This window comes from Xenorhabdus japonica, assembly GCF_900115195.1.
Taxonomy (GTDB): Bacteria; Pseudomonadota; Gammaproteobacteria; order Enterobacterales; family Enterobacteriaceae; genus Xenorhabdus; species Xenorhabdus japonica.
The window spans coordinates 40453-61769 of the sequence record NZ_FOVO01000022.1 but is presented as its reverse complement, the minus strand read 5'-3'; the positions used below and the strand labels follow the sequence as shown (position 1 = coordinate 61769).

18 protein-coding genes and 7 pseudogenes are annotated in these 21317 nt (G+C 49.1%); 18 read left to right on the top strand and 7 right to left on the bottom strand.

Going from position 1 to position 21317, the window contains the following annotated elements:
- Nucleotides 1–315 precede the first annotated feature (315 nt).
- Nucleotides 316–671, top strand: a pseudogene (locus tag BM135_RS10105) (IS1 family transposase); the annotation flags it as partial.
- 229 nt (nucleotides 672–900) lie between these two features.
- On the opposite strand, the gene BM135_RS10100 reads toward BM135_RS10105, so the two are convergent.
- Both BM135_RS10100 and BM135_RS17970 read right to left on the bottom strand, forming a co-directional pair.
- Nucleotides 901–1149: a transposase family protein gene (locus BM135_RS10100; protein WP_281244129.1), complete on the bottom strand. Its 249-nt coding sequence runs from the start codon at nucleotides 1147–1149 to the stop codon at nucleotides 901–903.
- On the bottom strand, nucleotides 1121–1204 hold the full coding sequence (locus tag BM135_RS17970; RefSeq protein WP_281244130.1) for a hypothetical protein: 84 nt from the start codon (nucleotides 1202–1204) through the stop codon (nucleotides 1121–1123). Before BM135_RS17970 ends, BM135_RS10100 begins: the two co-directional genes overlap by 29 nt.
- A gap of 380 nt (nucleotides 1205–1584) precedes the next feature.
- Between BM135_RS17970 and BM135_RS10095 the strand changes: the two are divergent.
- The 5 genes and pseudogenes from BM135_RS10095 (at nucleotide 1585) to BM135_RS10075 (ending at nucleotide 7225) form a co-directional block, all read left to right on the top strand.
- A pseudogene (locus BM135_RS10095) lies at nucleotides 1585–3342 on the top strand (type VI secretion system baseplate subunit TssF).
- A gap of 45 nt (nucleotides 3343–3387) precedes the next feature.
- Nucleotides 3388–5426 (top strand): annotated as a pseudogene (locus tag BM135_RS10090) (type VI secretion system Vgr family protein).
- The gene (locus BM135_RS10085) at nucleotides 5423–6217 is read left to right on the top strand and encodes a DUF4123 domain-containing protein (RefSeq protein WP_092519615.1); all 795 of its coding nucleotides are present in this window, start codon (nucleotides 5423–5425) and stop codon (nucleotides 6215–6217) included. The pseudogene BM135_RS10090 and the gene BM135_RS10085 overlap by 4 nt, the downstream one beginning before the upstream one ends.
- 11 nt (nucleotides 6218–6228) lie before the next feature.
- Nucleotides 6229–6798, top strand: a complete 570-nt coding sequence (locus tag BM135_RS10080) for a hypothetical protein (RefSeq protein WP_092519614.1) — start codon at nucleotides 6229–6231, stop codon at nucleotides 6796–6798.
- A 1-nt stretch (nucleotide 6799) separates the two neighbouring features.
- On the top strand, nucleotides 6800–7225 hold the full coding sequence (locus BM135_RS10075) for a hypothetical protein (protein ID WP_092519613.1): 426 nt from the start codon (nucleotides 6800–6802) through the stop codon (nucleotides 7223–7225).
- A gap of 230 nt (nucleotides 7226–7455) precedes the next feature.
- Here BM135_RS10075 and BM135_RS10070 read toward each other — a convergent pair.
- The 5 genes and pseudogenes from BM135_RS10070 to BM135_RS10055 form a co-directional block, all read right to left on the bottom strand.
- Nucleotides 7456–8457, bottom strand: a pseudogene (locus BM135_RS10070) (helicase RepA family protein); the annotation flags it as partial.
- A gap of 66 nt (nucleotides 8458–8523) precedes the next feature.
- Nucleotides 8524–9056: pseudogene (locus tag BM135_RS10065) on the bottom strand (primase-helicase zinc-binding domain-containing protein); the annotation flags it as partial.
- Nucleotides 9016–9162: a hypothetical protein gene (locus BM135_RS16975; RefSeq protein WP_175486069.1), complete on the bottom strand. Its 147-nt coding sequence runs from the start codon at nucleotides 9160–9162 to the stop codon at nucleotides 9016–9018. The gene BM135_RS16975 and the pseudogene BM135_RS10065, both read right to left, overlap by 41 nt.
- A gap of 105 nt (nucleotides 9163–9267) precedes the next feature.
- A complete protein-coding gene (locus BM135_RS10060) occupies nucleotides 9268–9474 on the bottom strand; it encodes a helix-turn-helix transcriptional regulator (protein WP_092519612.1) in 207 nt (68 codons plus the stop codon).
- Nucleotides 9475–9613: 139 nt separating this feature from the next.
- Nucleotides 9614–10882, bottom strand: a pseudogene (locus tag BM135_RS10055) (tyrosine-type recombinase/integrase).
- A 284-nt stretch (nucleotides 10883–11166) separates the two neighbouring features.
- Between BM135_RS10055 and BM135_RS10050 the strand changes: the two are divergent.
- The 12 genes and pseudogenes from BM135_RS10050 to BM135_RS09995 all read left to right on the top strand — a co-directional run bounded on the left by BM135_RS10050 (nucleotide 11167) and on the right by BM135_RS09995 (nucleotide 21308).
- Complete coding sequence (locus BM135_RS10050; RefSeq protein ID WP_092519611.1) at nucleotides 11167–12054, top strand: ParA family protein; 888 nt, start codon at nucleotides 11167–11169, stop codon at nucleotides 12052–12054.
- On the top strand, nucleotides 12051–12443 hold the full coding sequence (locus BM135_RS10045; RefSeq protein ID WP_092519610.1) for a hypothetical protein: 393 nt from the start codon (nucleotides 12051–12053) through the stop codon (nucleotides 12441–12443). The genes BM135_RS10050 and BM135_RS10045 overlap by 4 nt, the downstream gene beginning before the upstream one ends.
- A complete protein-coding gene (gene dnaB, locus BM135_RS10040) occupies nucleotides 12430–13662 on the top strand; it encodes a replicative DNA helicase (RefSeq protein WP_422646143.1) in 1233 nt (410 codons plus the stop codon). The genes BM135_RS10045 and dnaB overlap by 14 nt, the downstream gene beginning before the upstream one ends.
- Complete coding sequence (locus BM135_RS10035; protein WP_092519609.1) at nucleotides 13580–15079, top strand: ParB family protein; 1500 nt, start codon at nucleotides 13580–13582, stop codon at nucleotides 15077–15079. The genes dnaB and BM135_RS10035 overlap by 83 nt, the downstream gene beginning before the upstream one ends.
- A gap of 107 nt (nucleotides 15080–15186) precedes the next feature.
- Nucleotides 15187–15762: a DUF2857 domain-containing protein gene (locus BM135_RS10030; RefSeq protein WP_092519608.1), complete on the top strand. Its 576-nt coding sequence runs from the start codon at nucleotides 15187–15189 to the stop codon at nucleotides 15760–15762.
- A 35-nt stretch (nucleotides 15763–15797) separates the two neighbouring features.
- Nucleotides 15798–16052, top strand: coding sequence for a ParE family toxin-like protein (locus BM135_RS10025; RefSeq protein ID WP_092519607.1), 255 nt, complete (start codon nucleotides 15798–15800; stop codon nucleotides 16050–16052).
- Nucleotides 16053–16160: 108 nt separating this feature from the next.
- On the top strand, nucleotides 16161–17384 hold the full coding sequence (locus tag BM135_RS10020) for an STY4528 family pathogenicity island replication protein (RefSeq protein WP_092519606.1): 1224 nt from the start codon (nucleotides 16161–16163) through the stop codon (nucleotides 17382–17384).
- A 386-nt stretch (nucleotides 17385–17770) separates the two neighbouring features.
- Nucleotides 17771–18484 carry a PFL_4669 family integrating conjugative element protein gene (locus BM135_RS10015; RefSeq protein WP_092519605.1) on the top strand — a complete coding sequence of 238 codons (714 nt, stop codon included), beginning with the start codon at nucleotides 17771–17773 and terminating at the stop codon, nucleotides 18482–18484.
- 55 nt (nucleotides 18485–18539) lie between these two features.
- Nucleotides 18540–20243 (top strand): annotated as a pseudogene (locus BM135_RS10010) (DNA topoisomerase III); the annotation flags it as partial.
- A gap of 183 nt (nucleotides 20244–20426) precedes the next feature.
- The gene (locus BM135_RS16970; RefSeq protein WP_175486067.1) at nucleotides 20427–20582 is read left to right on the top strand and encodes a hypothetical protein; all 156 of its coding nucleotides are present in this window, start codon (nucleotides 20427–20429) and stop codon (nucleotides 20580–20582) included.
- Nucleotides 20558–21022, top strand: a complete 465-nt coding sequence (locus tag BM135_RS10000) for an STY4534 family ICE replication protein (protein ID WP_092519603.1) — start codon at nucleotides 20558–20560, stop codon at nucleotides 21020–21022. The genes BM135_RS16970 and BM135_RS10000 overlap by 25 nt, the downstream gene beginning before the upstream one ends.
- Nucleotides 21003–21308 (top strand): hypothetical protein, encoded by a 306-nt coding sequence (locus BM135_RS09995; RefSeq protein ID WP_422646142.1) that lies wholly within the window; start codon nucleotides 21003–21005, stop codon nucleotides 21306–21308. The genes BM135_RS10000 and BM135_RS09995 overlap by 20 nt, the downstream gene beginning before the upstream one ends.
- Nucleotides 21309–21317 lie beyond the last annotated feature (9 nt).

Sequence of the window (21317 nt, the reverse complement as noted above, 5' to 3'; positions counted from 1 at the left end):
TATAGGCCATAGCGCATTTTCCTTTGGCGAGAAAGATGCCTACTATAGCAACTGACCACCTTTTTCAGAAATTGCACCTATCATGCGAATCCAAGGTTTAATAGGGCAATTATTTTTATAGAGTTATTATTTTTTGATTTATTTTTTATTTGGTATATTTCTTTTGATTAAAGCAAGAAGATTAAAATAGAATTTTTATTCTTATTAAGACATTTATTAAACAAAAATAAATCACTATAAAGATATTATTAATAAACTGGTCATGTATTCAAGGTATTGTTCTGTCCGCGTTTTAAAAAACTCCAGCCGTGATGTGTAACGACTTTACCACTGGATAAAGTTGAAATTGAATTTGTCTGTGAAGTTAACGAAATAGGGTCATTTGTTGGGAATAAAAAGTGTCAACGTTGGTTATGGTATGTTTGGGAGCCTCGCTTAAAACGTATCATTGCGCCTGCTTTTAGTGTACTGATAACTACCGTGCCTATCATTTACTGCCTTCAGCCAAGCATCTGATTGAGAAATATTTTACACAACGTATCGAACGTGAAAACTTAACTTTACGTAACCGGATTAATCGCCTGAATCGTAAGATACTGGGTTATTCAAAATCCCCTGAGATGCATGACAAAATCATCGGTACTTTCATTGAGCGTGAATATTATGTTTGAGGAGTTTCAACGCGTTGAATACATGACACAAATCATGTGTTGACTCAGCTAAAAATGACGATTTTAATAAAGTAACCGCGCTTCTCAATGGAGGATTTACTCATTATAATGACCGTTTAGATTATCTAAAAAGAGCTATTAAAGCATTTAAAGCTGAACATCTTAATCAATTATTAGATGACAAAAATTCGAGTTTGCTCGTAGCGCTATCTACAATAGTAGAATTAATTCATTTGCATGGGGGCTTTGGCATGATCCTAACAAAAATTCCCTGCAACGTTTTGCTATCCAACGCGATAATATCATCGGATATTTTGGCTAAGTTGTTCACCCATTGGGTAAAAGCGTGCCTAAATTCGTGGGAATCAAGCCGGTTTATCACATCGTTAAAGATATCATGGCTGGGTATTCCATTGGGAAGATCCAAAAACTGACGAAACCAGTCTTCTTTAGGCTTTACCGTATTTTTCAATCGCATGGAAGCCTTCACAACCACAGATCACGGCACAAATCGAGATGGTCAGAATATCAATGAGCGCATACTGTTTAGTTCGGCTAACACGCGGATCAGTGAGGTGACCAAAGGCATGGCTGAGGGCAGTTTCTACGGTTATTATTGACAGGGTGCTGATTATAAATCACAAACGGCGACCGAATATATTCAGTTAATTCCATTGGTCAATTTAGACTCGTTTGCCCTGCGTGGTAGTCCGTGTCATCTTTATTTTTACCTGAATTTTCTCACAAATTCCGCTAATACCCCCATATTCGGCCAAAGTCAGACAAAAATTGGATTTAATTGGTTAATTAATTTTATTGATAAATATGTACAATAAACCACTTTTACAGACTGAATGCCCGTTTGATTCAACACAAAACCGTTCTCTGACAGATAAAACATAAGTAAAATTCAATGAAAAACAACAAGGAATCACTGTACCTGCGAGAACGCGCCTATCTGCGGGAACTGGCGCAACGCGTGGCGAAAGACTCGCCGCATCTGGCGGATTTTCTGATTGCATCCCATGATCCCGATATTACGCGTCTTTTTGAAGCCTTTGCCCTGTTAATTGCCAATGTACGGGATAAACTGGAGGACGAACTCCCCGAAATTACGCACGGTATTCTGTCCCGTATCTGGCCGCTGGCGTTGTGTCCCCTTCCTCCCACCACGATAGTGCGGTTCTATCCTGCCGATGGCGAGCATCAGGGCAGCACGGATATTCCGGTGAACACCGCTGTTTCGGCTCACCACAACGGGCAGTTAATGACGTTTAAAACCCGCCGGACGCTGCATATTGAACCATTGGTCGTGCAACAACGTACAGTGAAAAAAACCGGCACTCACAGCGACATTATTCTGACCCTGCGTCAAACCGGCACGGTGTCTCCGGTCTGGCAAAGTGGCATATTAACTTTTTTCCTCGGTACTGACACGGAAAAGGCCGCACAGCTCAGCCTGTGGCTGGATCAACACCTTTGTGGTGTCAGCTTGAGCACATAGGGAGAGCAGCGAAAACTGCGCGGTTTCCCTTATGGCTGGCATGATCTGTTTGATAATCCGGTGCTGTCTGTACCAAAGAATACGTATTCCGGCCTGCAACCGTTAGTGGAATATTATGCACTGTCCCAACTGTATAACTTTGTCACGCTGGATATCAGCAAAAGTTGCACAAAAGTACCACTGAATGCGGACGGCACATTTGAGCTGATTTTTCGTTTCGAGGGTGAATTGCCACTGGATAATGTCGATGATGCTTTCAGACTGGGCTGTGTCCCAGCCATTCATCTGGAAAATCAAAACAGTCCACCCATTTTGCTGGAGGCTGGCAATCACCGTTATCCCCTGCCATTGGGGGAGTCGGTGAGGTTGTTCCGGCTGGGTGAGATTGAGGTCGTGCAACAACCCGATGACAGTAAGCAACGCGGCACACCTTATCACTGGCTGCCGATTGAACAGTTTACCCCCGCCGGGCATTTTCTGGATGACGATCGGCAACCCGACACGTTTTACTACCAGCTTCATACCGAGCAGGATTTTCTGGGCAAAATACAGCATCGGCTGCACTTTTTTGATTTGACGGGCAAACCTGCAAACAACTTACCTGCCATTGAGGTTTCGTGTTATTTCACTGGCTACCATGAACAGGCGCTGGGATTAACGCAAGAGACCATTACCGTGACGCAGGAAGGCTCACCGTCTCATCTCAGCGTACACAATATCATGCCGGTCACCACCGATTACCCGCCACTGTTGCAGGAAAATAGTGGCTGGCCGCTGCTGTCCTGCCTCTCCAGCCCGCCGATGATGTTGTTTGCCACCGAAAGCCTGAAACTGTTTCTCCGGTTATTTGACCCGTATGCCGATACGCATCGCCCCCTGAGCCGTCAGTTCCGCCAACACATTGACGGCATTGTGCAGGTCGAAGAGCGTCTGACCGACCGAATGCGGCTAGGTCGCTCCATTCGCGGGCATTTACTCTCGCTGACCCTGAATCCTGACTGCTACCGTAATCCGGGCGAGATGTATCGCTTCTGCCGGTTAATCAATCAGGCGCTGGCCTGTTTCATCACCCGGTCTGCGTTTGTCATGCTGGAGATTTTCACCCCAGACAGTCACAAGGTGCTCTGGCAGTTCTGGCATGTCGACGGGTTACGCCCGGAAATGTAATGGATTAAGGAACCGATGAAATAAACCAGAAGGAAAAAAATCAACATGAAAAGTGGATTACGCTTTGTCTGCCACATCGCCGGTGTGCCGGAAGACACTTTTGCTGTAGGGGAATTCTCTCTCTACAGGAAGGATTATCTGAACTTTTTACCCTGCACCTGACGTTAGTCAGAGTCGGTAACGCGAACCCGTTTAAACCGCAGGCGGAAATTGATTTAGCCTCGCTGCTGATGCAGGAAGCGGTATTACAGGTTTTTAACGGCGAAACCGAGCAGCGCAAAATCACCGGTATCATCTCCCATGCGGACTGGGCGGGTACGGATGGCAATAAGACGCTCTATACCGTGACCGTGCGGCCTGCCTGTTGGCGGTTGACGCTCAATCAGGACAGCCGGATTTATCATCAGCAAAATGTGCCGGCAATTTTAAACAGCCTGCTGAAAAAACACCGGGTGAAAGCCGATTCAAAACTCTACGACACCCATCAGGACAGGGAATACGTCACCCAGAAACGCGAATCGGATTATGCGTTTTTCTGCCGGTTAGCGGCGGAAGAAGGATTCAGTTTCTGGTTTGAGGATGAAACGCTATTTTTCAGTGACAGCCATCTGGGCATGACGGCCGGGCTGCCGCTGCAATACCAGCCGCAGCCGGAAACAGCCGACGGAATCGATACCATTTATCAGGTGCGGCTGGGTGTCGGCATGAGTCCGCAGCGCAGCCTGCATAAAGACTTCAACCCGGAGAACCCGCGCTATCACCTCTCTCATATGCACAGCAGCGAAGGCTTCCGCGATTTTGGCAGCCAGACCCCCTATACCGTGTTTGAAAGTTACGGGCGCTTCCAGAAAGATGCCGCCGCTATCCCGTTTTTAAAATACCGACAAGAAGCATTGAATAACCAGAAGCAAACCGGCAGTGGCAGCAGTAACTGCATCAAACTGATGCCGGGCAAAATCTTCGAGATAAAAAGCCATCCGCATAATCCGCTGAATGTTCGCTGGCAGGTAGTCGGTATCAGCCATCACGGACGCTGCCCGCAGGCATTAGGAGACAGTGGTGGTGAAGGCACGACACTTTCTAACCATTTCAGTTTTATTTCCGGTCTCGATGATTACCGTCCGCCTTTTCACTACAAACCGCTGGCGGATGGTGATGAAACGGCCATCGTGGTTGGCCCGGAAGGAGAGGAAATTTTCGTCAATAAAGACGGTGCGATTAAAGTGCATTTCCACTGGAACCGCTATGACCAACCGGATGATGGCGCTTCGTGCTGGGTTCGTGTGGCACAGGGCTGGAACGGTAACGGCTTTGGTTTTATGGCAATACCGCGTATCGGGCAGGAGGTGATTATCTCTTATCTGAACGGCGATATTGACCGGCCCATTGTCACGGGGTGTGTTTACAACGGCCTGAACCGTCCGCCACTGGATTTACCGGCCCAAAAAACCCGCACCACCTTTAAGACCAAGACACACAAGGGCAAAGGGTTTAATGAACTGCGTTTTGAGGATGCAAAAGACAGTGAAGAAATCTATCTCCACGGTCAGAAAGACCTGACTGCACATATTGAAAATGATGCTTACTGGCATATCAAACACGACCAGAAACAGCGTATCGATAACAACCGTTACCACGATATCCGCGCCGATGACCATCATCAGGTCGCCGGTTCGCGCAAAATCACCACCGAAGGCGATGTGTCGCACCGGATTGCCGGCAGCCAGCATACCCAGACCGGGGATGCCACCGTGATTGACAGCGGGCAGGAAATCCACCTGAAAAGCGGTGGCAAAGTGGTGCTGGAAGCGGCGGCAGAAATCACGCTGAAAGTGGGCGGCAGTTTTCTCAAAGTCACACCGGGCGGTATTTTGTCTTCAATGATTAATGTCGGGCAGGGTTCCGCAGGCAGCGGGCGTGGGGTTTCACTGCAACTCCCAGAGGGGGTAGCACCGCTCGCACAAGTAGGGCAACTTCCGATGGCGGAAGCACTACCGGTAACCGAATTTCCGGCTAAACCCCCTTGTGCCATTCTCGCACAGCAAGAAGAAAATTGGGTTATCACCGGAGCAGAGGAAGCATGATGGAATCGGCTAATTGGAAAAATTGGTTATCACAGCAGGACAGGGGCGAGTGTTATTTTCTGGTCAACAGTTTGGCGGAGCCGAATCCCGTCCAGCTTTTTTATCTCAACGGTTGGACAGAGCAGGCATTTCCGCTCTACAGCGGTACACCGATGAATGCCATGCTGGAACAAAGCCCGTGGCTGATACAACCCAAAGTAAAATGCCTGCCGGAACTGGCCTTACTGCTGGATAAACACGCATTCAGCGATGCCAGTTGGGGCTGGGGATATCGCAGCACTTTACCGTGGTCATTTCAATTAGAGCATTGGCGGTTACATCAGCAGGTGTTGCTGCGTGGTCAGGTTGTAGTGTTGAGGTTGATGGATAACCGTATTTTCACACCGTTGCTGCCCGCCCTGAAATCGGGGGACTGGCGTGAACTGTTAACACCGGTTAATGAGCTGATGATCGATACGCCTAACCCGGTTTACTATTACCGGCCAGAAAATTGCCCTCAGGAACTGAACACAAGTTTATTTGTATTGGGCGATCATCTGATTGAAGCGCGTTACTCAACCGATACGACTCTTAAAAATCTGGCCTATGTCTTAAGTTGCCAGCTTTGGGAAGAAAATCCCGAATTGGCACTGAAACTGGACGAACCGGCAGGGCAATTGCAGCACAGCCTTGTCGTATGGCTGAAACAGGCAAGGGATGAAAAACAGTTACTGTTGAACACTTTATTACAGATAGCCAACAGGCTGCGATTAACAAAGATAGCTAAGGTTAGTCAACAACTATCTATATAAGGAAGAAAAGAATGAGTCAGTTAGAACCAACGGATTGCATTGATTGTCAAAATATATTGAGACATTGGATTGAATTTCAACTTGTGGATGAAGAAGGTAAGCCACTGGTTGGAGTGCCTTATAAAATACACGCCAGAGCTTTTAATGCTGCTAGGCGTGACGATTTTAACAAAGTGACTGCTATTATTAATGGAGGATTCACTGGTTATACTGATAGATTAAATAAACTAAGAACAGCAATTACGGTATTGAAGGCTGGACATCTTAATCAATTGTTAGAAGATGAAAGATTCGAATTTACTCGTAGTTCTATCTACAATAACCCAATTAATTCTTTTGCATGGGGGCTCTGGCATGATTCTGGTACAACACAACATGGACCGGTAAAAAATAGAGATGAAGCTTTGAGAGGTTATGAAAGAGCACAGGAATTACTCGCTGCAAGTCCTTTTCCAGAAAAACAATTGGATAAAAAAATATATGAAATAAAAAAGCGTAATGTCCCCAATTATATAAACGAGAGAATCGCGGTTCTGAGAAGAGTGGCAGAAAGGGAAAGCAGAGAAAGAAGAGGAAATTAAAATGTTTAAAAAAATTATTTTTTTGATGTTTATCATATCATCTTCCAATGTTTTTGCGTCCGAATTATCTATTTCAGTTTCTTGTTATACTGATGATGATAAACCGATAAATATAAAATATGTCACTTTGTATTCAGAAAAAGATAAAGCCTATCTTGGTTATGTTAAGTATGAAAAGTCCGATAATGCTATACCGATTGTTTTTGTGAAGGACGATGTAATATTAAGTGAGACTAGGCCATCTATCGATACAACGGTATGGCATGAAATAATTAAAGGGGAAGTCAATGGAACCTATACGGTTCTTTCACAAGGAACGTACTACTCTGGTTTAATATATAAAAATAAAAAAGGTAAGCGAGTTGATTTTGTAGAAATTGAAGATGCTTATGATGAAAAAATAGGTGATTGTGTCTGGAAAAAATAGGATCTTGTTTCCGAAGAATTTGGCCCTAGACCTTGTTTAGTATTTTGTGTAATCGCCATTTCATTTTAAACGTGATCGTTTAGATGGTCTCATTTTTGACCTGTTCAGATTGACACTGACGCGCTACACTTGTCTTCTCCTAGTTACCGGGCTAATACATTAACCCGGTAACTAGGAGAGCCGAAAAAATGCCTGCCAGAAAAAATATTTCCTCATCATCTCCTCGTTTTTTAATTTTCATTATTCTGGTTAACAATGGTGAGTTCCTGCCCGTTACGGGTAATCAGCCCGTCTTGCTCTAACTTGGTCAACCAGCGGCTGAAATTCTTCACATTAACCCTCATCGATTTTAAATCATCACGGACAAGGTCAGTGCGAGACCGGATACATTGCCATAATGCTGTGTGGTTATCGGTCTTATTGGGGATGCGTTCAATTTCTTCCTCTTCAACTGGATCACGTGGTCTGTCAATCAGAGCCAGTGATGTAATATCTTCACCATCTTTATCGGTAAAGAGTTCAACCACACGCATATTATAGGCTTTGGTTTCCGGTTCTTCGGCATCTTTCATTTTGGTACAGGTGATAACCAGCGAGCCGCCTTTTTTCCCTTTCCGGTTGATCTTGTATTCAACATACAATGCGGCACGAAGGGCGCTGGAACCTCTTGCACCTTTGCTTTCATCTTTGCCGGAATGGTGAACCACGAGAATGCTTGCCCCTGTCTTGGCTTTTAATTCATTACAACCCCGAACAAACGCGCCCATATCTTTTGAATCATTTTCATCAACCCCGCCAAAGCAGCGAGCAAGGGTATCCAGAATAATCAGGCATATCGGCTGACCGGTTTCAGCTTCAACCTACCGGGCGGCAATCACCAGTTCATGCACTTCGGCAGGCGAGGCCAGAAACACGGGAGTGTTAATCAGATACATATTTTTAACCGTCTGACCGTTGACGATTTCCCATGCTTTGATGCGCCGAGGCACGCCGATCCCACCTTCACTGACCACGTACAGTACGGAACCCTGAGCAACCGATTTTCCAGCCCATGCCTTACCCGTGGCAATATGACAGCCCCACGCTCCCGCCAGAAAACTTTTATATGATCCGCTCGCCCCGTAAATGCTGTATAAAGAATGTGCTGGAATGATGCCTTTAGCAACATAATCCAACTGTGCATCAAAGCCTTCTGAACCAATGGATAGTGGTAATTTTGTCTTACGCTTTGGATAAAGAGTTTCTACATTGTCATAATTTCGGTTTTCTGTTGTGTGACTGTTCATTAACTTCCCCATTTGATACAAGCCCTTACTGAATGCCTGCTTTGTTGCCTCAATACCATGATGCTGACGATAATCGTCCTAGTCAGCTTTAACGGCATCCGGTGGCAACGTGATCCAACCATTAACCGCAAGAGCTGCTTTTTCTGCTGAGATTTTGCCAATATTTGTTAATCCAGCCCTTTTGCAGCCAGATAAGGAGATTGCCCGGCAACAGTTTGCGCCATTAGTGATGCCACTTTTTCGGCAATCAGTTGTGTGGTTTGAATGGTTTCTCTGGTGGGTTTGGATTCTGGCAACGGTAACGCCAGAACATCTGCAACAACTTTTGCCACCTCACTGATGGAAACTCCTTTAGTTTTTGCCACCAAATCAAGCCCATCACTATAGTTCGGGGTATCACACTGGCGGCAATGCCAATTGCCGTGGTGATGATCATCGATAAAGTGAAAACGGTCAGTACTGCCACAAACAGGGCAGGTACCATGTTTACCTTTTGCTGGGATATCAATGCCGCAAGCTGGCAACAAATTTTGCCAAGAATACATGGCAGAAGTTTTCACGGTCTGGATCAGGTCGAGCGGTTTTTGGGTGCTTGCTGTTTTTTTGAACTGTAAATTCAGGGCGAGTTTGGGTATGCTGTGTATCAGCCATCGTTTTTACCTTTCTTAACGGTTGTTGGTGATACGCCTCAGATGTGGTCGGACACTCTGGGGCGTTGTGCTTTTATCTTGTTCTTATGTCATGTTATTTTCTGTGTTATGCCGCGCGTGATTCAGCAATGCGCTGGGCGATCCAGTCATCAATCTCTGCTTCAATAAAAGCCACTGAACGCGGACCAATCTTGGCCTGCTGCGGGAATGCACCGTCGCTAATCAGTTTGTAAATCCACGCTTTGCTGTAACCTGTTCTGCGTTGTACTTCCGGCAGACGGATCAGACTTATTTTTAATGCTGCCATTGTCATATTCATTCTCCTGTTACCGAGTCCCTGAGCGCTCATCGTGGACGTTATCTGATGACAGGCGGATTATTTAAAATGCAAGATTAAATGAACAGCGTTAATTGTTTTTCTCCCGATGAAAATTAACGAGTTGCAAATCGTACTATCGGTTTTTTCTGTCGCACAGTGGTTTGGCGAAGTCATACGGTGTCACGGATTTTTCCCGGTTCGCATCCAGATAATCCGCCGACCATTGCACCATCAACCGCCGTTCATCCAGATGTTTGGAAGTGTGAATATAGGCTGCCCGCACGTTGTTGCGTTCGATATGGCTGAGTTGGCGTTCAATGGCGTCATCACTCCACAGGCCGGATTCGCCCATCGCTCCGCGTGCCATTGTACGAAAGCCATGCCCGCAGACTTCGGTCTGGGTATCGTAGCCCATCGCCAGTAATGCCTTGTTAACCGTGTTTTCGCTCATGACTTTTCTGGAGTCGCGATCGCTGGGGAACATCACGTCGCAATTGCCACTCAGTTCGCGTAACGCTTTGATAAGCAAAACAGCCTGACGACTTAACGGCACAAAGTGATCCATTTTCATTTTCATGCCGCGCTCAGAGAATCGAACGCCTTTAATGGGTTGCCTTGTGGCGGGAATTTTCCACACGGCGTTTTCAAGGTCGATTTCCTGCCAGCGGGCAAATCTCAGCTCACTGGAGCGGACAAACGTCAGTAACGCCAGCTCTACCGCGATTTTGGTCAGTAGGTGCCCGCGATAAACAGACAATCGGTTCAGGAAATCCGGTAAATCTTCATGGGCAGGGCAGGGTGATGGCGTGATTTTACGGTGGAAAGTGCGCCAGCCATATCACTGGCAGGGCTGGATTCGAGAATATCATTCTGGACGGCATAGCGCATGATAGCGGTGACACGTTGCCGTAACCGCTGGGCGATATCATGTTTACCCTGTTCATCAATGGCTTTGACCGGAGCCAAAAGCTAGCTGGTACGTAATGTGGTAATATCGCGGGCGCTAATATGCGGGAAAATATATTGCTCAAGGCTGCGCAGCACTTTTTGACGGTGGCTGTCGCCCCAGCGTTTGTTGCTTGCCATGCATGGGGCGACTTGTTCAAAGGTGTTTACTTTGGCGGGCGTTGGTGTGCCTTTTTTCTCAGCTTTGGGATCGAGACCTTGTGCCATCAGCTTTTTGGCTTCATCGCGTTTAGCGCGGGCATCGGCTAACGATACTGCCGGATAAACACCAAACGCCAGACGGTCTTCTTTCTTATCGGTCGGGCGGTAATACTTCATCCGCCAGTATTTTGAACCGCGTGACGAGACCTCTAAATAAAGCCCCCCCGCCATCAGAGAGTTTGTAGGTTTTTTCTTTGGATTTTGCAGTTTCGATTTGCCGGGCATTTAGTTTCATTATTAAGGGCAATCCTTGTAATCGAACGGTAAATGCCCCGAAATTATGCCCTTCACTGCATCTTGATTGCAACAGACGAAACCAGACGTAGAAATAGTAAATAGTATTGATTTTGCTGGACTTGCTAAGAACTTTTTTGACTTGGCTGGACTTCACTGGAAGTTGAATTGGTGCCCGGAGGCGGAATCGAACCACCGACACGGGGATTTTCAATCCCCTCCTAAGTTGAAAAAATGTTAACGATGTAATTCTTATTACTTTGTGTACCGGTTCTGGTGCGCAAAATGATAATTCTTCCCATAATTTCCCCCAAAGGGGGCGAAGGTAAATCGACCCACGCGGCTAATCTGGCCGGTTTTTTTGCCGATGCCGGTCTACAGACTCTCCTGATCGACGCCGATTACTCACAACCCACATCCAGCAGTATTTTTATTCTGGACTATGAAGCGCCTGCCGGGCTCTATGAATTGCTGATGCAGACGGTAGATCTGGGGGAATCGAACCAGATCATTTCCCGTTCAACGATCCGTCATCTCGATGTCATTGTCTCCAATGATCCCGATGAATTATTGCCAACCGCGATGCTGCACGCCCCGGATGGTCGCCTGCGTTTGCGCAATATTCTGCAACATCCGCTCTTTCAACAATATGACGTCATTCTTATTGACTCCAAAGGCGCAACTGGAGTGATGACGGAACTGGTGGTACTGACCGCAACTCAGTTTGTGCTGGGGATAATTAAACCCATCCTACCGGATGTCCGTGAGTTTCTGCGCGGCACGTTGCGGATGTTGACCCGACTGCAATCCTTTGAGAATTACGGTATTAAGCTGCCGCTGATCCAGATACTGGCCAATGGTATTGAAGGCACCAATCTGGACAGAGATACACTTAATGAGTTGACCGATATTATCGAACAGCAACGCTACGACACGTCAGCGTTGGGTGGCAGAAAGGTTTATCAGTTGCTGAGCACCCGCATTGATCTGCTGGATATCTACAAACTGGGGCATGTTCGTGCTCAGCCTGTTCATCGTCTGGAATACAAAACCACCCGTAAAAGCCTGGCGGCGGCGCAAACCATGCACTGTCTTGCCTGTGAATTGTTCCCCGAATGGATCGCAAAGTTTGATGCGGTATTGATCAGCCAACCCACGGGGGACGTGCAATGAATGTTATCTGGCGTGCTGTCTGTTTTTGTTATGACAATGCCGAATTGCCGTTTACGGATACACAGGATGAGTGGTTTGTGTTTGTCGATGCGCCGGATCGTAAAACAGCACTGGCAAAATTTCAGGCATTATTACCGGTTGTCTGGGACATTTCGCCTGACATAGTTGAACATTTCAGTCCCCGCAGTGAAGAAGAATTACGTGCGTTGTCACTGATGCCCGGGACACCGGATAATGTGGCCTTGTTGGAATGCGGCTGGGAGCAGGGTAAACCGCAGTATTTAACCGCCAACGAAGTGCTGTTCTGGGTGGCTTCCCCCCAACTGCAACAGCGGTTAATCGCGGCGCTGAATTATGTCAGCAGGGAGGCCGATAATGCACAGGCATGATTTTTTACAAGCCGCTAATGAAGTACAACCCAGCAATGGTTACGCTGAAATGGCCGTGATTGGCGGACTGATGCTGGACAATGATCGCTGGGATGACCTTGTTCAGCTACTTACCCCTGACGATTTTTTCTTTCCGGCACACCGAATAATGTTTCAGGCGATGGCAGAGCTGACAGAAAAAAATACGCCGTATGATCTGTTGACGCTGACGGATTTACTGGCACATCAGGGGCGTTTGGACAGTGCGGGGGGCTTTGCGTATGTGGCAGAAGTGTGCAAAAACACGCCCAGTGCTGCCAATATTGTGGAATACGCCCGCATGGTGGCAGAAAAAAGCCAGTTACGTCAGTTACTGGCACTGGGTAACTCGTTGCGTGCTGACGTCTTTCAGCCTAATGTGCAGGCCGCGACTCTGGCTGAACAGGCTGAAAGCCAGCTGTTCAGTCTGGCGGAAAAAGGGGCTGCCCGCCAACAGCAGGCAGTCACCCTGCGGCAGGGGGCGGAGGCGCTGATTGACCATCTGGAGCGCATACAGGGCAGCACCGGGATCACGGGGACACTGACCGGGTTTCAGGCGCTGGATGACATGACTTGTGGCTTACAGTCGGGGGATCTTATCCTGCTGGCTGCCCGCCCCTCAATGGGCAAAACTGCACTGGCGCTGGCGTTTTGCCTCGGTGCATTACGAAGCTGTGAGGATGCGGTGGTGCAGGTTTTCAGTCTGGAAATGCCGATCGCCCAACTGATGCTGCGTTTGTCGGCGATGGAAGGCAGCGTGGCGTTAACAGCGCTGCGCAGCGGCCTGCTGGATGATGAACAGTGGGGACGCATCAGCCAGAGTCTGGATCAGTTTACCCAATGGGATCAGCGGCTGATTATTGATGATTGCAGCCTCCAGACACCGGCACTCTTGCGTGCCCGTGCCCGTCGTTATACCCGCAAATACGGTAAACCCGCCCTGATTATGGTGGATTACCTCCAGCTGATGTGCGCGCCCGGACAGGAAAACCGGACACAGGAAATTGCCGATATCTCCCGCAGCCTGAAAGCATTAGGCAAAGAGCTGGATTGCCCGGTGCTGGCACTGTCCCAGCTTAACCGACAAGTCGAAAATCGCCCCGATAAACGCCCCAACAATGGCGATCTGCGTGATTCCGGTTCACTGGAGCAGGATGCCGATGGTTTTAACGCTGGATCAACTTCGCCCCAATCCGGATAACCCCCGTACCCGTCGCAACCCGCGCTATGACGATATCAAAGCCTCGATCAAAGTCCGTGGATTGGATACGGTGCCGAAAGTCACCCGTGATCCGGACGGTGACGAGGTTTATATCTTCAGTGATGGTGGGAATACGCGTTATCAAATTTTGTCCGAGCTGTGGCAGGAAACCGGTGATGAGCGGTTTTACCGGGTGCATTGCCTGTTTAAACCGTGGCCGGGACGGTTGCAGTGTGTGATCGGACATCTGGCGGAAAATGAACTGCGGGGCGATCTGAGTTTTATTGAAAAAGCATTAGGCGTCTGTCAGGCCAGAAGCCTCTATGAAGCGCAGAAGCAAAAGAAACTCACCCAAAATGAGTTATCAGGGTTGTTGGGTGAAGCGGGCTTTCCTGTCAGTCGCAGTTATATCAGCCGGATGGAAGATACCGTGCAGTACCTGTACCCGTGGATGCCTAATCGACTGAATGCGGGGTTGAGCGTAGGGCAAATCCGGGGGTTACTGGCATTACGACAGGATGCGGAGACGGTCTGGCAGCAGTATGTTTTCAGTATCAATCCGGGATCCACGCGGACCTTTGATGAAGTTTTTGGAACCTGTTGTCGTCGGTTTGACGCACTGGAAGAGTGGTCGCCGGACATGTTCTGGGATGAGCTGATTGGCGATTTATTGCAGGCCCTACCACACCCGCAACTCAATTATGACCGCTGGATACTGGAATTAGATCCGAAAGAAAGTAATCGCAGACAACTCTTTGGCGAACAGGCCACCGCGTTTGAATACAGGCCGGCAGTTTCTGCTGCAACCCATAACATGACACCGATTCGAGCGCCAAACCCGGAATCGAACCCGCGGCGCGTTTCTCAGTCCGTCAGCAAGACGACACCGGATCCGGTGACGGCACATTCCCCGGTGGAAGAAACGGGCTCATCCGTCGTGTTCTCCCGTAAAAATCCGGTGCTCCCGCCTTATCAGCCGGATAACGAGGATAACCCGCCTGAATCACCTCAGCCTGCTCCGGAGGCCGAATGTCTGCATTTTGCCCAAACCGGGCTGGAACCGGTCAGTTCAGTCTGGGACATTTCCCCGATGCAGGACGATATTGAGCATCTGCAAGGTATGGTGTTCCGGCTGGCATTTGAACTGGCCGAAGTGATGGGCTGTGACTGCGATTTGCTGGCTGTGTCGGATGCAGGTTCAGCCGGCTTTTGTCTGGTGAATATGCAGGCAGCGCAGGCTTTTTCGCGTTTATTGGTCAGTCTGACCGGAGAAAGCGCGACTGACGCCCCGGCATTAACGCTAAGCGCGGTTCTGTTCGGCACCGCCGGACGGGAGGAACCCCCGTTATTGGATGATACCCAGACCGTGAAGTTTCTGCGTCTTCTCCGGGTGATCCGTCGTTTGCGTGAACTTTAGCGCCAGATAGCGCCGGAGATGATAACGGGGTAACTAGTCCGAGGCGGGTGCCTGTTTCCAATGCGTTGTTCAACTTGTTTTGACTGGCCTGATATTGGAGGAAATGTATGCATCATTTATCGCAAGCCACCAACAACCTGCTGTTGCAGTTGGTGATGGATTTGAAGAACGGCTATATCCGCCGTTGTGAGGCGCTGGGGCTGGCCCCCGCTGAAATGCTGATATTGCAGAATCTGACGATTGAAGATCTGCACTATCTGGGCAACAGCCCAGTGTCGGTGCTGACCATCCAGATCCATCACAGTAATCTGGTGCGCATCTTACATCAGGCGCGGATTGAGCAGCAGCGGTTGCAGCGCATTGACCGGGCACTGGAATTAGGCGGCTCTATTGAACTGATGCGCTATTTTTTCGGTTTGTCCAGTCTGGAAATCGCCGCCCGCCGGCGTATTTCCGGGGTGACCGTAAAACCGGGACGCAATTCGCCTCTGACAGAAGAGGAAAATCGTGAGTTGTGGCAACGCTGGCAGGCCGCGGCGATTGTTGATGCGGACAGCGCCGAAGGGCTGGATATGATGCTGGAGATGGCCGCGCATCATCAACTCTCGCTGACGGCCGTCTGGCATGCGGTGAAAGACTGGCCGCACAACGAAGCGTCTGAATCTGTCAAAAAACAGGCCTGAAAGTCCTCAGTGAAAAATAAACAGAAAAGGAAACGATGTCAGGAAAATTAACGGAAATGATGCCCAGCCTGCATGTCCCTGCAACGACACCACTGTCACTGCGTCGCAAGGCGCAGCATCAGGTGCGATGTTATCAGCGGGGTGAGCGCAATTACGTCCGGCTGAAAGAAAGAGGCACCGGGTATCTGAAAATCAATGTGGGGTTGTTCTGGCGTCTGTTAAGTCGTGATGACGGACAATCGTGGGAGCTGATGCTCCATGAACGTTACAACAATGAAATTCGTAAATAGTCAGTATTGAAGTGGTGTCATTCTGCATCTTGTTCAAGACAACAGGATGCAGCCCTGACATTATTTTTACCGATTAAATTGAAAGGCAAAGGCCGGAGATACGGGATCATGATAAACCTGTCAGCAGACAGCATAATTGCTCACACAATTGCCAAGATGAAAATACGTCTGGAACAACATTCAGACGATGACGTTTCACAACTTCGCAGTGGTCTGTTGTTTATGGGCAATATTCAGGATGCCTATCCCCGCCGCCTGTTACTGGATGATCGTCTGTCGCCGCTGGATAAAACCGGCTGGATGATGATCCGTCTGTATGCGTTGAATAATGAAGGCGCGGTGTTTCCCAGCTATGACGAATTACAGGCGTTGTTGGCGTCCCCCTATAAAGGCAAGGCCTCGCGTGAAACGGTCAGCCGGGTATTACTGATGCTGCGAATAACCGGTTGGCTGAGTCTATGCAAGCGTATCCGGGATGAGCATGGGCGGGTGCGGGGTAATATCTATGCGCAACATGATGAACCGCTGACCTGCCGTGATGCCGAAATGCTCGATCCCCACTGGCTGGATACCGTGGCGGAAGCCTGTCGCAGTAAAAACCGCACTATCAGCCAGACGGCCCGGGACGTGCTGACTGACATCAAAGAAGATCCGCTGATGCGTCATCGCCACAGTCATATCCGTTTGCTGGAAGAGAGGTTGAATGCGGTGCAGACACCGCAGCAAAGAGTGATGCGTCAGTCGCTTCAACAAGGTAAACATCAAACCGAACTCAGGGAAATTAAGCCGGGTTCGGAAACCGAACCCAGTCTTCCAAAGGGACAGAATGAGCTGAATTCGGATGCCGAACTCAGTCTGAAATCAACGCTTTATAGTGATTCAGCTAAACCGAACCGTTATGTACGTTCTTTCACACAGAGTGTGAATAAAAAAACATACGTTGATCCGCAATCCACGGTTTTTCTGCCGGAAGGACTTTGCCGACAACTGGAGCCGGACGATGTGACAATGCTGACCAGCCAGTTGCAGGCGCTGCCCGCTGAACAGGCGCAGACCGTGTTGAGTTGTCTGGACAAAGCGTTACGGGCCGGAAAAATTGGCAATCCGGTCGGCTGGCTGCTGACGATGATGAAACGGGCACGGGACGGGAAATTATACGGGCAGGCTGAAACTACGGCTACTACGCCTGCTGCTGCAAAGACATCTGTTGAATTCACTCAACCTGTTGAGCGGCCTGTATCACCTTCCTCGCAAGCCCATGTGCGCAGTGTCGTGAAAGACATCCGTCAGCGACTGACAATGGCGAAATACCGTCATGATAATACTGATTAAAAAGAAAACGACTGTGCCCGTGGCACACGAGATTAAAAAACAGACTGTTTTAACCCGCGTAATGAAGATGGAAAATCCTGCTGTGTTGTCTGAATCAATAGTGGTTGAAAATCATACAAGTGTGCCCGTGGCACACAAGATTAAAAAATAAACTGTTTTGACCCGTGTAACGAAGACGGAAAACCCTATTGTATCGTCTGAGTCAATGATGATTAAAAATCATACGGTTGTGCCCATGGCACACAAGACTAAAAAATCATCATTTCTGACAATAAATAACATCCTTCAATCTTCTCTTTTTCGATAACTGGTTATTCATTGAGCCACCGCCTGTTTTGCCCTGATAGTTTGACTGACTTATCAAGGCTAAACAGGAGTTTTTGTGCATGTCAGATTGGGAAGAAAAATCCGTATCCCGGCCGCCGCAGCGTGCTGGTGTCTTAACCTCTTCATTAACGATTGAACTGCATACCCACTATGCCATCCGGCTGTGGGCAGGGCGCCGGCGGGAAGATATCAGCAAGACACATCCGGTGACGGAGATCCTGGGGATGCCGCAGGTGATTAAGCGCGCGGGCACAATCAATGTGGATGCTGTTGCCGATAATCCGTATGCCGATACCTGGCTGGTGAAGCTGGAGCAGAAGCTGGAAGCCGCATCCACCAGTCTCCAACAGAGTCTTGTTATTTTGCAGGATACCCTGAATGCGGTGCCAAAGCAGATTACCCTATCCGCCGTTTCCTCTGTCGAACCCCTGAATATCGGCGTTTACAGTCATTCGCCATTAGGTTACCGCTGTGTCTGGTTGCTGGTTGGTTATGACCAGCTCGCGATGAAAACATTTCAGGCTTTTCATTACGGACTGATTTCACGGGCAGAGCGGGATGCTTTCCTGCACAACGGCAGCCGTGCCATCCGCCAGATTTACGGTTTTGTGCGTTCTTACCGTTCACTGGCTGTCACACGGCAGGATATTGCGGAGAAAACCCCGGCAGGGCTGGATGCCATTAAACTGCTGGGTGAACCGCATCCCGATATTCTGTCGGGCAAGCAGCGTTCAGCGTTCTCCTCTCCTTTGCGTTCTACAGAACACGATTAACGGAGGGGAAAAGATGCAGCTTTATTTATGTGAAAAGCCCTCTCAGGCTAAAGACATTGCCAACGATGCCGACCGTGAAGGGGAGGTCATTGCTCGCGAGTTGCTGGAATATTGTCGTTTCACCGGTGCAGTCAGGCGGTTGTGGTTGTCGGCACTGGATGACACCAGCATCCGGCAGGCTCTGGCGGCCATCTTACCGGGGGAGCAGACGGAAGCGTTATATCAGGCCGGGCTGGGGCGGGCGAGAGCCGACTGGTTGACGGGTATCAATCTGACCCGTTTGTATACCCTGAAAGCGCAGGCTCTGGGTTTTGGCGAGGTCTTATCCATTGGCCGGGTACAGACACCGACACTGGCACTGGTGGTGAACCGGGATAAGGAAATTGCGAATTTTGTGCCCAAACCCTATTGGCAGGTGATGACGAAGCTGGAAAAAAACGCTATTCATTTTCAGGCTAAATGGCTGCCCACCGCAGAGGAGGGCGATGAAGAAAACCGCTGTACCCGGGAGGCCGTGGCACAGGCTGTGCAACAATGTTGCCAGCAGGCCACACAGGCTACAGTGATGGCCGTCAGCAAAAAACGGGAGAAAACCCCGCCACCGCTCTGTTTTGATTTGGGCACGTTGCAGCAGACGGCATCCCGTCTCTGGGGGATGGGCGCCAGTCAGGTGCTGACAATTGCCCAGTCCCTGTATGAAACCCATAAAGCCACGACTTACCCACGCACAGACTGTGGGTATCTGCCTGTGTCCATGCAGGCGGATATTCCGGTGGTATTAACGGCACTGACGTGAACCGACCCGGCCATGACTGACATTATCAGCCAGCTGGACAAACAACGGGTTTCCCGCATCTGGAATGATAAAAAAATCACGGCCCACCATGCGATTATCCCCACACGTCATGCTTTTGACCTCACCCGGTTAACGACCGATGAGTTACAGATTTATCAGCTTATTCGTCAGCATTATCTGGCGCAGTTTCTGCCTGCGCAGGAAACGGATATGACGGAAGTGACGCTGGATATCGGAGGACAACGCTTCCGGGCGAAAGGGCGGGTGAATGTGGTGACAGGCTGGAAAACGCTGTTGACCGATGAAGCCGGGGAGCAGGCAGAACAGGAAACGGATTTGCCTTTACCGGTACTGCATCAGGGGGATTGCTGCCAGATTATTGAAGCGCGCATCCAGTCACAGCACACCAAACCTCCGGCTCCGTTTACTGAAGGCACATTGATTGCCGCGATGAAAAATGCGGCCAGTCTGGTCAGTGATCCGCAATTAAAGCAGGTTCTGCGTGAGAGCACCGGGCTAGGTACGGAAGCGACCCGTGCCGGGATTCTGGACACCTTGTTTAAACGCCGGCTGATTGAGCGGAAAAAGAAAGCGATTCAGTCAACGCCACTGGCACGGGAACTGATTGCCGGGTTGCCGGAGGTACTGACCAGTCCGGGCATGACGGCGTTATGGGAGCAGTCGCTGGATGATATTGCGCAGGGCAAAACATCGCTGGCTGTTTTTATGCAGAAACAGGCCCAATGGCTTTTACATTTAGTCGAGCGCGGCAAGGCCCTGCCGCTGCACCTGACGTTACCGAAAACCCCGGACTGCCCGAACTGTGGCAGCCGGATGCGGCAACGGCAGGGAAAAACCTCGCTATTCTGGGGCTGTGTGGATTACCCGGGTTGTAAAGGAATGCTGAATGACAAAGCGGTCAGCCAATCGCGAAAAGCCCGGCGGGCAAATCAAAAAGTTTGATGATCTGGTTGTTGATTGACGTGCTGACAGGATGCTTTAAGAATCAGCCTGTTTCTTAAATGATCGGTGAGCCTGCAACGATCGCCTTTGGGTGGCTGTGAAACTCCCGTAGCCTGAAAGGGAGTGCCTCAAGGCGGTACATCTGCCCCCCCTTTGGAAGCAGATATTGCCAGCTAAACGGCAATGAAGGTTCATTATTCTTTATCAGAACGTCAGCAACGTATACGTCTGACTCCCGGCGGGAAAAGCCATTCCCGTCAGGGGAGGGGATTTTCTCCGTCATTCCTTATTGTGACCTCCATGGAGAACATCGTATGTCTGAGAACACCACATCGTTAACCAAAAATGACTATTTCAACCTGAATATTAAGGGACTGGGTTATTTGAATAATATCCGCCATGTCAGCACTGCCAGCGGCACGTTTCTGAGTTGTGTGATCAATGCATTAAATGGCCCGAGTGATAATCCGGTCTATGTGCGTTTTGATATCACCGTGGTTGGCAAGGAAGCGACCAGTCTGGTGGGTCGTTGCCAGAAATCGGTGGATGAGGATAAAAAAGTACTATTGGGCTTTACCTTAAGCAACCCGTCTACTGATATTTTTACCCTGAAACGCGGTGACCATGCTGGTGAGCAGCGTGTCAGCCTGAAAGCCCGTCTGATTAAAGTTGACTGGATCAAAATCGGTCAGGACAAAGTCTATCAGGCTGAACAGTCTGATTCGGCTCCTCCCCAGAACGGAGTTGCGCAAACTGAATATGCAGAAAATTCATTCTGATATTCCTTTTACCGCACCGACTCGCCCTGATATTTCAGGGCAGTCCTTTTATTCTCAAAGACAACAGGATACAGAGATGAATATTGCCCCGATTGGTGTTCTGGCACTGCAATACTGCCATAAACAGTTACCGTTAGCTGTGTTACAAAGCCGTGCGGGATTTTATATCGGCACCATGGAGGCGGGCGTTCCGTGCTCCCGTGAATCAACCGAATATTTTGCCAGCCGTGAGCAGGCAGAACTGGCGCTGCAACAAGGGCGCTGGACACAACGCCAGTCAGCATAACAGGGAGGA

What these genes read in the sequence shown, in the direction of transcription:
- BM135_RS10025 (WP_092519607.1), top strand. Translation starts at nt 15,798, where the DNA reads ATGTCAGGAAAATTAACGGAAATGATGCCCAGCCTGCATGTCCCTGCA.
- BM135_RS10020 (WP_092519606.1), top strand. Translation starts at nt 16,161, where the DNA reads ATGATAAACCTGTCAGCAGACAGCATAATTGCTCACACAATTGCCAAG.
- BM135_RS10030 (WP_092519608.1), top strand. Translation starts at nt 15,187, where the DNA reads ATGCATCATTTATCGCAAGCCACCAACAACCTGCTGTTGCAGTTGGTG.
- BM135_RS10100 (WP_281244129.1), bottom strand. Translation starts at nt 1,149, where the DNA reads ATGCGATTGAAAAATACGGTAAAGCCTAAAGAAGACTGGTTTCGTCAG.
- BM135_RS10015 (WP_092519605.1), top strand. Translation starts at nt 17,771, where the DNA reads ATGTCAGATTGGGAAGAAAAATCCGTATCCCGGCCGCCGCAGCGTGCT.
- BM135_RS09995 (WP_422646142.1), top strand. Translation starts at nt 21,003, where the DNA reads ATGCAGAAAATTCATTCTGATATTCCTTTTACCGCACCGACTCGCCCT.
- BM135_RS10060 (WP_092519612.1), bottom strand. Translation starts at nt 9,474, where the DNA reads ATGACAATGGCAGCATTAAAAATAAGTCTGATCCGTCTGCCGGAAGTA.
- BM135_RS10050 (WP_092519611.1), top strand. Translation starts at nt 11,167, where the DNA reads ATGATAATTCTTCCCATAATTTCCCCCAAAGGGGGCGAAGGTAAATCG.
- BM135_RS16970 (WP_175486067.1), top strand. Translation starts at nt 20,427, where the DNA reads ATGAAGGTTCATTATTCTTTATCAGAACGTCAGCAACGTATACGTCTG.
- BM135_RS10080 (WP_092519614.1), top strand. Translation starts at nt 6,229, where the DNA reads ATGAGTCAGTTAGAACCAACGGATTGCATTGATTGTCAAAATATATTG.
- BM135_RS16975 (WP_175486069.1), bottom strand. Translation starts at nt 9,162, where the DNA reads ATGGCTGATACACAGCATACCCAAACTCGCCCTGAATTTACAGTTCAA.
- BM135_RS10035 (WP_092519609.1), top strand. Translation starts at nt 13,580, where the DNA reads ATGGCGATCTGCGTGATTCCGGTTCACTGGAGCAGGATGCCGATGGTT.
- BM135_RS10075 (WP_092519613.1), top strand. Translation starts at nt 6,800, where the DNA reads ATGTTTAAAAAAATTATTTTTTTGATGTTTATCATATCATCTTCCAAT.
- BM135_RS10045 (WP_092519610.1), top strand. Translation starts at nt 12,051, where the DNA reads ATGAATGTTATCTGGCGTGCTGTCTGTTTTTGTTATGACAATGCCGAA.
- dnaB (WP_422646143.1), top strand. Translation starts at nt 12,430, where the DNA reads ATGCACAGGCATGATTTTTTACAAGCCGCTAATGAAGTACAACCCAGC.
- BM135_RS10085 (WP_092519615.1), top strand. Translation starts at nt 5,423, where the DNA reads ATGATGGAATCGGCTAATTGGAAAAATTGGTTATCACAGCAGGACAGG.
- BM135_RS10000 (WP_092519603.1), top strand. Translation starts at nt 20,558, where the DNA reads ATGTCTGAGAACACCACATCGTTAACCAAAAATGACTATTTCAACCTG.